This is a genomic window from Streptomyces turgidiscabies Car8, assembly GCF_000331005.1.
GTDB classification, from domain to species: domain Bacteria; phylum Actinomycetota; class Actinomycetes; order Streptomycetales; family Streptomycetaceae; genus Streptomyces; species Streptomyces turgidiscabies.
In genome coordinates this window covers 1-10,688 of the sequence record NZ_AEJB01000438.1, presented here as the reverse complement: position 1 = coordinate 10,688, position 10,688 = coordinate 1, and the positions used below count along the sequence as shown (strand labels likewise).

10 protein-coding genes and 1 riboswitch are annotated in these 10,688 nt (G+C 70.1%); of the genes, 6 read left to right on the top strand and 4 right to left on the bottom strand.

All coding sequences use genetic code 11. The features are described from left to right. Positions 1-26 precede the first annotated feature (26 nt). Positions 27-323, bottom strand: coding sequence for a hypothetical protein (locus STRTUCAR8_RS31945; protein WP_006380306.1), 297 nt, complete (start codon positions 321-323; stop codon positions 27-29). A 172-nt stretch (positions 324-495) separates the two neighbouring features. On the opposite strand from STRTUCAR8_RS31945, the gene STRTUCAR8_RS31940 reads away from it, so the two are divergent. Continuing rightward, positions 496-870 (top strand): nuclear transport factor 2 family protein, encoded by a 375-nt coding sequence (locus tag STRTUCAR8_RS31940; RefSeq protein WP_006380307.1) that lies wholly within the window; start codon positions 496-498, stop codon positions 868-870. A gap of 13 nt (positions 871-883) precedes the next feature. Then, positions 884-989, top strand: a riboswitch (ZMP/ZTP riboswitch). Between the two features lie 22 nt (positions 990-1,011). Beyond that, the gene (locus tag STRTUCAR8_RS31935) at positions 1,012-1,860 is read left to right on the top strand and encodes a bifunctional 5,10-methylenetetrahydrofolate dehydrogenase/5,10-methenyltetrahydrofolate cyclohydrolase (protein ID WP_006380305.1); all 849 of its coding nucleotides are present in this window, start codon (positions 1,012-1,014) and stop codon (positions 1,858-1,860) included. Positions 1,861-2,076: 216 nt separating this feature from the next. On the opposite strand, the gene STRTUCAR8_RS31930 is transcribed toward STRTUCAR8_RS31935, so the two are convergent. Then, a complete protein-coding gene (locus tag STRTUCAR8_RS31930) occupies positions 2,077-2,766 on the bottom strand; it encodes a TetR/AcrR family transcriptional regulator (RefSeq protein ID WP_006380313.1) in 690 nt (229 codons plus the stop codon). Positions 2,767-2,969: 203 nt separating this feature from the next. Between STRTUCAR8_RS31930 and STRTUCAR8_RS31925 the strand changes: the two genes are divergently transcribed. Next, positions 2,970-4,241 carry a YncE family protein gene (locus tag STRTUCAR8_RS31925; RefSeq protein ID WP_044473251.1) on the top strand — a complete coding sequence of 424 codons (1,272 nt, stop codon included), beginning with the start codon at positions 2,970-2,972 and terminating at the stop codon, positions 4,239-4,241. A 37-nt stretch (positions 4,242-4,278) separates the two neighbouring features. Here STRTUCAR8_RS31925 and STRTUCAR8_RS31920 read toward each other — a convergent pair whose 3' ends face one another. Next, entirely contained in the window at positions 4,279-6,141 is a 1,863-nt protein-coding gene (locus STRTUCAR8_RS31920; protein WP_006380311.1) for a glycoside hydrolase family 5 protein, read from the bottom strand. A gap of 113 nt (positions 6,142-6,254) precedes the next feature. Between STRTUCAR8_RS31920 and STRTUCAR8_RS31915 the strand changes: the two genes are divergently transcribed. Beyond that, positions 6,255-7,367, top strand: a complete 1,113-nt coding sequence (locus STRTUCAR8_RS31915) for an XdhC family protein (protein WP_006380309.1) — start codon at positions 6,255-6,257, stop codon at positions 7,365-7,367. Here the strand turns inward: STRTUCAR8_RS31915 and STRTUCAR8_RS31910 are convergent. After that, positions 7,358-7,870 carry a metallophosphoesterase family protein gene (locus tag STRTUCAR8_RS31910; RefSeq protein ID WP_006380314.1) on the bottom strand — a complete coding sequence of 171 codons (513 nt, stop codon included), beginning with the start codon at positions 7,868-7,870 and terminating at the stop codon, positions 7,358-7,360. The two genes, STRTUCAR8_RS31915 and STRTUCAR8_RS31910, sit on opposite strands and share 10 nt — an antisense overlap. A gap of 204 nt (positions 7,871-8,074) precedes the next feature. On the opposite strand from STRTUCAR8_RS31910, the gene STRTUCAR8_RS31905 reads away from it, so the two are divergent. Together STRTUCAR8_RS31905 and rfbC are read left to right on the top strand one after the other, a co-directional pair. Next, the gene (locus STRTUCAR8_RS31905) at positions 8,075-10,051 is read left to right on the top strand and encodes a glycosyltransferase family 2 protein (RefSeq protein ID WP_006380312.1); all 1,977 of its coding nucleotides are present in this window, start codon (positions 8,075-8,077) and stop codon (positions 10,049-10,051) included. 4 nt (positions 10,052-10,055) lie between these two features. Beyond that, on the top strand, positions 10,056-10,655 hold the full coding sequence (gene rfbC, locus STRTUCAR8_RS31900; RefSeq protein WP_006380310.1) for a dTDP-4-dehydrorhamnose 3,5-epimerase: 600 nt from the start codon (positions 10,056-10,058) through the stop codon (positions 10,653-10,655). Positions 10,656-10,688 lie beyond the last annotated feature (33 nt).

The following is a 10,688-nucleotide window of genomic DNA, read 5'->3' as shown; positions in this document are numbered from 1 at the left end:
CCACATACCTCCGGTGCGACCGTCCGTCAGGCCTCGATACCCGGCAGCAGGCCGGTCACGGGGGCGGCCATGTCGGTCAGCTGGTGCAGCTGCTGGAGGTCGCTCAGGTGGTTGAGCCCGCCCAGCTGGCTGGAGACCCGCGGCAGGTCCTCCTGGTACTGGGCGGGAATCTCGCTCACGGCGAGCGAGTCGAGCTGGGCGATCGGGTTCAGCTTGCCCGCGTTCTGGTCGGCGGCGGGAGCCGCGCTCGCCAGCGGGGCGGCGAGGCCGGTGACGCCGATGGCGAGACCAACGGCGGCGGCGATTCGTCGTGTTGAGATCATGTACTCAGCAACGTCGCTCGCCCCTCACCGGACACGGGCACCGCGCCCCGCTCACTCGTCAGGCTCATCATCCGTCTGCGCTTGCCGAGCCTCCCGGGACGGAGGACGCTCGGGGAGAGAGGCCCTTCGCGGCCCGGACCCGATCGGGCCGCGGCCCTCGGAGGAGGTCACCATGGGCACCGCGGCAAGCCCCACCTTCGACACCGAAGCACTGCGCCGGGGTATCGAAGGACAGGACGCGGCAGCACTGCTGTCGCTCTACGCCGACGACGCCGAACTGCGCGTCGTCGACCACAAGACCCAGCCCAGCCATCCGATGGTCATGCACGGGCGCGGCGAGATCGGCGCCATGCTGACCGAGGTGTACGGCAGGGACATGACCCACAAGCTGGAACAGGTCGTCGTCCAGGGCGACCAGGTCGCCTACACCGAGTCCTGTCTGTACCCGGACGGCGTCCGGGTCCTCGCCGGCTCGATGATGTCCCTGCGGGACGGCAAGATCGTCGACCAGACCGTGCTGCAGGCGTGGGACGAGGAGGATTCCTGACTCGGTTAGGCTGAGCGCGGGTCGTGACTGGCGCTGAGGTGGACAACCACCGGGGAGCGGCCTCGCGAAGAACGCGAAGAACGCAGAGTGCGTGCGTGCCGTGCGCCTGGGCGATGACAACTGCTCGCTCAGGAGTGGATCATGTCTCAGGCCCGGCTCATCGACGGCACTTCTCTCGCCCGGCGCATCGTCGAGGACACCGCGAAGAAGGCCGCCGATCTCACCGACCGCACGGGCGCGACGCCCTGCCTCGCGACCGTGCTGGTGGGAGCGGACCCCGCGTCCGTCACGTACGTCCGGATGAAGCGGAACCGCTGCCGCAAGGCGGGCATCGAGTCCCGCCATGTGGAGCTGCCCGCCGCCACGACCACCGAGGAACTGGTCGGCACGCTGCGCTCCCTCTCGGACGACCCCGGCGTGCACGGCATCCTGCTCCAGCATCCGATGGGCGCGCACATCGACGAGCGGGCCGCGTTCGAGGCGATCGCGCCGGAGAAGGACGTCGACGGTGTCACCTTCGCGTCCTTCGCGACGATGAGCTTCGGTCTGCCGGGCTTCGTGTCCTGCACGCCCGGCGGCATCATGCGGCTGCTCGACGCGTACGACGTCGACCCGTCCGGCAGGCGGGCCGTGGTGGTGGGCCGCAGCGCGATCCTCGGCAAGCCGGTCGGCATGCTGCTCCTCGGCCGGGACGCGACGGTGACGTACTGCCACTCGCGGACACGGGACCTGTCGTCCGTCCTGCGCGAGGCGGACATCGTGGTCGCCGCCGTGGGCCGGCCCCGGCTGATCCGGGGCGCGGACATCAAGCCCGGCGCGGTCGTGATCGACGCCGGGTACAGCCCCGGGAACATCGGCGACGTCGACTTCGACTCCGCCGTCGAGCGGGCCGGGCTGATCACCCCCGTGCCGGGCGGTGTCGGTCCGATGACCATCGCGACGCTGCTGGAACAGACCGTAGACGCCGCCGTTCGGCAGCTCGGGGCGTGATCAGCGCATCCAGGCGCTGCGGTCCTTGACATCGCCCGCCTTCAGGCAGTGCCGCGTCGGCCCTGGTACGGGCGACCGGTGACCCCTCGCACAGGGAGCGGGCGCGTGTCCTCGCCGCCCGGATCGGCGCGGAGGACGGTGTCGGACCGGTTCTGGAGTCGGTGAACCAGCTGGCCGGCTGAGCAGCACCGGCCGGACGGGCGCGCCCCGGGAGCGTCAGGAGGTCCCGGTGCCCTCGGCCCGCGCCGAGTCCGGGGGCAGCCAGCCCGCCGGCCGCAGGATGCCCAGCAGCATCCGCACCAGCTCGTCCACCACCTCGTCCAGTGTGGCGTCCACCCAACCGGCGCTCCAGTCGTGCAGCAGGCCGTTGACGCTGCCGATGAACGCGGTCGCGGCGAGCCGGTAGTCGCGCGGCGCCGCCTCCCCCACGGCGACGGCCGCCTCCGCCTCCGTGCAGATGAGGGTCACCCAGCGGGAGCGGCGGGCGAGGCGCTGTTCCTCCAGGCGGGCGCTGACGCCGATGATCTCGACGAAGGTGATCCGGATGCGGCGCGGGTCGGCGGTGACGTTGGCGGCGTAGGCGCGGAAGATCGCGGCGGCGCGTTCGGCGAGGGGCAGGCCCTCGGCGGCGGCCAGCGCGGTGAGCGCCGCCCCCTCGGCCCAGTCGTTGACCTGGAGGTGAAGGGCGGCCAGGAGGTCCTCCAGGGTGCGGAACTCCTCGTAGAACTGGCGCGTCGACAGACCGGCCGTCTCGCTGAGCGCGGCGACGGTCGTCGAGCGGTAGCCCGGCGTGTCGCCGAACAGCTGGAGTGCGGCTTCCAGGAATCTCCGGCGCCGTTCGGCCTGTCGTTCCTCGGCTGTCCTGCCTGCGTAGCGGCCGGTCGGCGCCCTGAGTCTGCCCGCCAATGAACCCTCCTTCGTCGGTCCGGGGGCCAAGTTTGTCGTGCACGCAGTCTTGTGGAGAAGGGCACCCCCTCCTTACTTTCCAGTAAGTCCAATCTGAACGTGACCGTGTTCAGTTTTCCGCCCGCAGCCGCGATCTCTCTTTTGCCCTATATGTCATGCACCCGCCACAGTCCGTCCGTCCACTCCCGGAGGGGAGAGCACTCATGTCCGCTTCAAGATCCAGGCACCTCTGTGCCATGGCCGCCGCTCTCGTTCTGACCGTCACCGCCCCCGCGACCACCGCCATCGCCGCGTCGGCGGCCGAGGACTCCAGCACGGCCGCGGCGAGCCTGCGCGAGGTGATGTTCGTCGGCAACAACTGGGAAGGCACCGCGGACGTCATCAAGTCCACCGGCGACTTCGCCAAGATCGGCCGGATCAACGTCGTACCCGACAAGGCGGCGCGGATGGCCGCGATCAACGCCGACCCCATCAAGTGGATCTACTTCATGGCGATCCGCAACGGCGTCGGCGAGGGCCACGACCAGCTGGTCGACGACATGTACTCCACCCCGGACGGCAAGTCGGTGGTCGTCTCCCGGCCCAGCTTCGCCGACGTCGTCTCGATCGACCTCGCCACCGGGGCGATCAACTGGCGCTTCCCCGTGTCGGGTTACCGCTCCGACCACATGGCGGTCTCCCCCGACGGCACCCGGGTCGCGGTCTCCGCCTCGATCTCCAACACCGTGCACGTGCTGAACATCAACACCGGCGCGCAGATCGGCTCGTTCGCCACCGGCGACAAGCCGCACGAGAACATCTTCACCAAGGACGGCAAGTACATCTGGAACATGGCCATCGGGGACGTCAACACCAACCAGGACGCCCCCTGGCAGGACTTCACGAAGGGCGACCGGAAGATCACGGTCGTCGACGCGGCCACCTTCAAGCAGGTGAAGGTGATCGACATGCGGGACCGGCTCAACGCCATCGGCCTCAAGGACTACTCGGACGCGGTCCGCCCGGCCGTCTTCTCGCCCGACGAGTCGAAGCTGTACTTCCAGGTGTCGTTCTTCAACGGCTTCTTCGAGTACGACATCGCCACCGACAAGATCACCCGGACGAAGACCCTGCCGAAGAACCCGGCGACCAGCGACGACCGCACCACGTTCGTCAACGACTCGCGCCACCACGGGATCTCGATGAAGCCGGACGGCACGAAGCTGTGCGTCGCGGGCACGATGGACGACTACGCGACGGTCGTCGACCGTGCGACGCTCCAGGAGGGCCCGCTCGTCACCGCCTCGAAGCCCTACTGGGCCACGGTGAGCGGCGACGGCAAGTCCTGCGTGATCTCCGAGAGCGGTGCCGACCAGGTCACGGCCATCGACTTCGCCACCGGGCTGAAGACGGTGTCCGTGCCGGTCGGCGACCACCCCCAGCGAGTCCGCCTCGGCCATGTCGAGGCGGACTGGACTGGCCCGGCGATCAACTGACCCCTTGATTCAGGTCAGTTGACCGCCGGTAGCTCGACTAGCTGAACTCCTGCGCGGCCCACGAGGCCAGTTCGGTCCGCGCGGAGTTCAGCAGGGTCGCCGAGGGAGCCGTCGCCCCGTTGGTCACCAGCGCGTAGTGCAGGACCCCCGAGTCCGGCGCGGTGAGCAGCAGGCGGCGGCTTCCCGTGTTGCCGGGCTCGGTGCCCGCGGCGATCGGGGTCGTGCTGGTGTAGGCCGGCGGGCCGTAGACCGTGCCGAGGTCGGAGACGACCGTGGTGGTCGCCGTCGGGAAGGACGCCGGCAGATGGAGCTCGGTCGGCGCCGAGATGCCCTTCGACCGCCACACCAGCACCGAGTACTGGCCCGAGCCCACCAGTTGGGACACGTTGGGCAGTGAACTGGGCACCGGGTTCCAGGTCAGGGTCGTGGACCCGTCCCGCGAACGGTCCTCGAAGGTGAAGGCGAGCGCCGTCCCCGCCGTGGCGCCCGGATAGACACGGTCCAGCATCCGCGCGTCCTGCCGCAGCACCGCCGTACCGGCGTCGTCGAGGCGTACGGCGGACAGGTCCTCGTCGTTCCAGCCGTCACCGCTGGTGATCACCTTGTCGGCGTTGTCGTTCATCAGCTCCCTGTGGCGGCCGTTGTAGATGTCCCACTGCCACTGACTGCTGGACAGCACCGGCCCGGAGACGCTCGCGTTCGCCCACCAACTCGCCCCCTTCACACGGGAGTCGAGGGCCTGGTACATCGCCTTGTAGACCGTCGGCGCCTTGCCGGACACCGATCCGCTCAGCGGGTGGCCGAACTCGCTGACGATCCCGGTCGTCCCGAGGGCGGCGGCCCGGTCGCGGACCGTACCGAAGTCGGTGACGTACTGGCCGTCGCCCGCGTTGCCCCACATCAGGATGCCGGAGATGGCCTTCTGGTCGTAGAAGTGGGTGTTGAAGACATACCGCGTGCCGGCGGTCCCCGCGTCGAGGAACCCGCCCTCCTGCTTCTGGGAGTCGATGTTGGCGTTCCAGAACATGTTCGGTTCCACGAAGGCCGGCTTGTCCTGCCAGCCGGCCGAGTCCATCCGCGCCCGGAACTTCACGAAGAACGGCCACAGGACGTTCTTCTCCCAGGTCCGGCTCGTCTGGCCCGAGTCGAGATTCCCCGGATGCGGTTCGTTGTACGGGTCGAAGCCGACCACGCCCGCGAACTGGTCGCCCGTCAGGTTCTGCTTGAGATACGTCATCGTCTTCTGGGCGGTGTCGAGGAACGAGTCCTGCAGCCCGTACGTGTTGTGCCAGAAGTCGTACGTCGCGTTCTTCACCGCGGCGTTCTGGGTGATGTTCTGCCCCCAGAGGATGCAGATCCCGCAGTTCTCGTCCGGGTAGTTGCCGAGGTCGACGGCCCACTTGGGGGCGCCGTCGCCGGTGTACCAGCTGTCCGAGTCGAAGAGCCAACGGGAGTAGAGGTCCTGGTGGAAGTCGGGGTAGACGCGGATGCCCGCGTCCAGGAAGGCACCCATCTGGGCGGTGGCGGCGGCCAGATAGCTGCTGCTCACCGTCCCCCGGGTGGGCTCCGCGTACGCCCAGGAGAGCAGGAAGCGGACGCTGTTGCCGCCGCCGAGCGCCCGCAGGGCGGTCGCCGACTTCTTGGCGTCGGCGACGGAGGCGAAGGGCAGCCCGTTGTTCTCCTTGAGCTTCGTCTCGCCGGAGACGTTGTAGCCGCGCAGGACGACTTCCCGGCCCAGGGAGTCCGTGAACCGGCCGTTCTGGACGGTGAGGGTGGTGGAGGCCGGAGAGTCGAACCAGAGGGTGTCGGCCCGGGCGGGCTGGGAGCCGACAGTAGTCACAAAACCGGTGACCAGAACCAGTACGCCGAGCAGATGCACACGTGACTTCGACATGTGCATTACAGTCCCGCGCGTATCAGGGGCCGTCAATAGAAACTGACTCCTGAGTAATCTTCAGCTTTTGGCGCTCATGGGTGATGATCAAGTCACATGACCGACAAAAGGAGCGGATCGTGCGAGACCTTCTCCCGGCGCTCGGGCGCTGGTACGCGGCGGGCGAACCGTTCGGACTCGCCACCGTCGTCTCGGTGAGCCGCAGCGCGCCACGTGACCCGGGAGCCGCGATGGCGGTGGGGCCCGGCGGCGAGGTGGTGGGCAGTGTGTCCGGGGGATGTGTCGAGGGCGCGGTGTTCGAGCTGGCCCAGGAGGTCGTGGCGAGCGGCGAGGCCCGCCTGGAGACCTTCGGCTACAGCGACGAGGACGCCTTCGCTGTGGGTCTCACCTGCGGCGGCGAGATCACCCTGCTGGTACGGCCCGTCACTCCCGCCCTCGATCCCTCCTTCGCGGCGGTCGCGGAGACAGTCGCGGCGGGCCTCCCGGTGACCGTGGCCACCGTGACCGAGGGTCCTGCGGAGCGCGGCGCCACGCTCGCCGTCTGGCCCGACCGCATCGCCGGCACACTCGGCACGAACGGCCTGGACGCGGCCGTCACCGCCGACGCCCGTGGTGAACTCGCCCTGGGAGCAACGGGATTGCGGCACTACGGGCCCCACGGGGAGCGACGCGAGGACGCCGTCACCGTGTTCCTGCACTCCTTCGCGCCCCCGCCCCGCATGCTCGTCTTCGGCGCCATCGACTACGCGGCAGCCGTGGCCCGGATCGGCGCCTTCCTCGGCTACCGGGTCACCGTCTGCGACGCCCGCCCGGTCTTCGCCACCCCGGAGCGCTTCCCCAAGGGTGTCGAGGTGATCGCCGACTGGCCGCACCGGTACCTGAGCGGCACGGACACCGACGAGCGCACGGTGATCTGCGTCCTGACCCACGACCCGAAGTTCGACGTACCGCTGCTGGAGGAGGCCCTGCGCCGCCCCGCCGCGTACATCGGGGCGATGGGCAGCCGCCGCACCCACGACGACCGGCGGCGACGGCTGACGGAGGCCGGCCTCACGGCGTCCGAACTGTCCCGGCTGCGCTCCCCCATCGGGCTGGACCTCGGCGCACGTACGCCGGAGGAGGTGGCGGTTTCCGTGGCCGCGGAGATCGTCGCCCTGCGGTGGGGCGGCAGCGGGGCGGCACTGACGGCGACGGGCGGCGCCATCCATCCGCCGAAGGAGCGTCAGGTCTGACGGGGAGGCAGCCTGTGCAGCACCACGTCGGTGAGCTGCCCGCCGTCGTCCGTCAGCGTCGCCGTCATGTAGGTGCAGTGCGGCTGACGGCGCCGGTCCGTCGGCGAACCGGGGTTCAGCAGCCGCAGGCCGGTGTCCGCCGTGCTGTCCCACGGGATGTGGCTGTGGCCGAACACCAGGACGTCGGCGTCGGGGAAACGGGCGGCGCAGCGGGCCTCGCGGCCCTGGGCGGGGCCCGTCTCGTGGACGACCGCGAAGCGCAGGCCGCCCAGGTCGACGTGGGCCACCTCGGGGAGTCTGGCGCGCAGGCCGGGGCCGTCGTTGTTGCCGTACACGCCGACCAGACGGCGGGAGCGGCTCTCCAGCAGGTCGAGGGTCGCCGTGTCGATCCAGTCGCCGGCGTGGAACACGACGTCGGCGTGCGGGAGTTCGTCGAGAAGGGCCGCCGGCAGTTGCTTGGCGCGTTTGGGCAGGTGGGTGTCGGAGAGGAGCAGAAGGTGCACGGTGGTGAGCGTAGGCGCCCATTGGGGGTGCCGCGATGTGGTCGCGCGAGTGCGGCGCCGTCGTGGCTGGTCGCGCAGTTCCCCGCGCCCCTTTGGGGGCGCGCCCCCGACAGGTGTCGGGGGCCCCTGCGAGGTTAGTATCAGGCAGCCCTGTCCGCGCCGTCGCGGATGCGGGGAGTAGAGCAAGAGGGAGCTTCCAGCCGTATGCCGGTCAAGGTCAGCGTCATCGTTCCGGTGTACAACCCGGGACCGTACATCGAGGAATGCGTCGCGTCGCTGCTGCGGCAGTCGCTGCCCGCCGACGAGTACGAAGTGATCTTCGTCGACGACGGTTCCACCGACGAGACCCCGGCCCGGCTGGACCAGCTCGCCGCGGAGGAACCGCGTCTGAAGGTCATCCACCAGGAGAACTCGGGCTGGTCGGGCAAGCCGCGCAACGTCGGCATCGAGGCCTCGCAGGGCGAGTTCGTGATGTTCGTCGACAACGACGACTACCTCGGCGACGAGGCCCTTGAGCGGATGTACGAGTACGGCGTGGCCAACGGCGCCGATGTGATCGTCGGCAAGATGGCCGGCAAGGGCCGCCCGGTGCCGGTCGAGCTGTTCCGGCACAACCACCCCAAGGCCAGCGTCGAGAACGCCCCGCTGATCGACAGCCTCACCCCGCACAAGATGCTTCGCCGCGCGTTCCTGGACCGCATCGGCCTGCGCTTCCCCGAGGGCAGGCGGCGGCTCGAGGACCATGTCTTCGTGACCGAGGCGTATCTGCGCGCGGACAACGTCTCCGTGCTCAGCGACTACGTCTGCTACTACCACGTCAAGCGCGACGACGCCTCGAACGCGGGATTCCAGCGCTTCGACCCCGTCGGCTACTTCCGCAACCTGCGTGAGGCTCTCGACGTCGTCGAGCGGTACACCGAACCGGGTGCGGTGCGTGACCGTCTCTACCGGCGGTGGCTGCGCAACGAGATGGTCGAGCGGATGCGCTCCAACCGGCTCCTCAAGCTGCCGGAGGACTACCGCAAGGAGATGTTCGACGAGATCCGCGGGGTCGTCGTCGAGCGCTTCGGCCCGGGTGTCGCGAACGGCATGCAGGAGGCGCAGCGGATCGTGGCGGCGCTGATCGCCGCCGACCGGCTGGACGACGTCATCGCGTTCGCCGAGTGGGAGGCGTCCCTCGCGCCATCGGCCACCCCGCAGAGCGTGGAGTGGCGCGACGGTGTCCTGCACGTCGGCTTCACCGCCGAGTTCACCTCGCGCGGCAAGCCGATGACGTTCCCCGCCGAGGACGACAGCGACGGCGCCGACCTGGACGGCACGCCCACCGACGCCGACGACGCGATCGCCCGGGTGGGCGCGTCGACCGTCGCCCGGTTCGGGAGCGCGACGGCGGACTTCCTGGTGCGTGAGCGGACCACGGCCGCCCAGTTCTTCCAGCCGGTGGAGCTGACCCGCGAGACCCTCCCGGCCGACGAGGACGGACAGGTGCGGCTGGTCCTGCGCGGCACCGCCACCGTCGACCCCGGCACGGCGGCGGGCGGTGTGGCACTCGGCGGCGGTCTGTTCGACGTGTTCGTCCGGATCAAGCTGGGCGGCTGGACCCGTGAGTGCCGTCTCGGCCCGGTCAAGCTGGACCCCCGCCCGGTGCCGCCGGCCGGTGTGGTCGCCGGCCGTGCGGTCCTGCCGTACTGGACCGCGAAGCAGGCGACGCTGTCCCTGGACGTCGACCGCGCCGTCAAGGGTGTGGGCCTCGGCCGCCTCAAGCCGGACGATGTCACCGTCACGGGTGACCGGCTGCGCGTGGCACTGCCCCTGCACGTGCCCGGCGACACCAAGACGCTGCTGCGGCTGTCCTCGGCGGCGGTCGCCGAGCCGGTGGAGGTGCCCGGCACGCTGTCCGGTGCTTCCGAGGGCTCGGGTGCGTTCGTCGAGGCGACGCTGCCCGCCGGCGCCCTGGCCGACGGGACGTGGAAGCCGTCGCTGTGCCTGGCCCCGGAGGCCGGCGAGCCCCGGTTCCTGGCGATGTCCGTCGGCCTGAGCGCCAAGGGCGGCCGTCTGCAGGTCGTGCGGCCCGCCAAACCGGCCGGGCCGAGCACCGGGCAGCGAGTGGTCCGCAAGGTGCGGCGCACGCTCGGGAAGATCGCGCGCAAGGCCGGGCTGCGACGCGGAAACGGAGCCTGACAGCATGCGAGCACTGGACATCGAAGGCGCCTGGGTACTGGAGCCGAAGATCTTCCCGGACGACCGGGGCGCCTTCCACGAGTGGTACCGGGGCGAGGAGTTCCGCGAGGCGACCGGCTACGACCTGTCCCTCGCGCAGGCGAACTGCTCGGTCTCGCGCCGGGGCGTCGTACGTGGGGTGCACTTCTCGGACGTACCGCCGAGCCAGGCCAAGTACGTGACGTGTGTGCGCGGGGCGGTCCTGGACGTCGTGGTGGACATCCGGGTCGGCTCGCCCACGTACGGGCAGTGGGAGGCGGTGCGGCTCGACGACGAGACCCGGCACGCGGTGTTCCTCGCGGAAGGCCTCGGGCACGCCTTCATGGCGCTGACCGACGACGCCACCGTGGTGTACCTGTGTTCGACGGGGTACGCGCCGGGGCGTGAACACGGGGTGCATCCGCTCGACCCGGAGCTGGGCATCGCCTGGCCGGAGGGCATCGAGCCCGTGCTGTCGGAGAAGGACGCCGAGGCGCCCACGCTGGCCGAGGCGAAGGCCGCCGGACTGCTGCCGTCGTACGAGGAGTGCACGGCGTACTACGCGGGCCTGCGCGCCGACCGGTAACTCCCGTACGGGACGAGTACAGGAAAAGGCCTG

Bases quoted from the DNA above. Each gene is read 5' to 3' on its own strand.
- STRTUCAR8_RS31945 (WP_006380306.1), bottom strand. From the start codon at position 323: ATGATCTCAACACGACGAATCGCCGCCGCCGTTGGTCTCGCCATCGGC.
- STRTUCAR8_RS31940 (WP_006380307.1), top strand. From the start codon at position 496: ATGGGCACCGCGGCAAGCCCCACCTTCGACACCGAAGCACTGCGCCGG.
- STRTUCAR8_RS31935 (WP_006380305.1), top strand. From the start codon at position 1,012: ATGTCTCAGGCCCGGCTCATCGACGGCACTTCTCTCGCCCGGCGCATC.
- STRTUCAR8_RS31925 (WP_044473251.1), top strand. From the start codon at position 2,970: ATGTCCGCTTCAAGATCCAGGCACCTCTGTGCCATGGCCGCCGCTCTC.
- STRTUCAR8_RS31920 (WP_006380311.1), bottom strand. From the start codon at position 6,141: ATGCACATGTCGAAGTCACGTGTGCATCTGCTCGGCGTACTGGTTCTG.
- STRTUCAR8_RS31905 (WP_006380312.1), top strand. From the start codon at position 8,075: ATGCCGGTCAAGGTCAGCGTCATCGTTCCGGTGTACAACCCGGGACCG.
- rfbC (WP_006380310.1), top strand. From the start codon at position 10,056: ATGCGAGCACTGGACATCGAAGGCGCCTGGGTACTGGAGCCGAAGATC.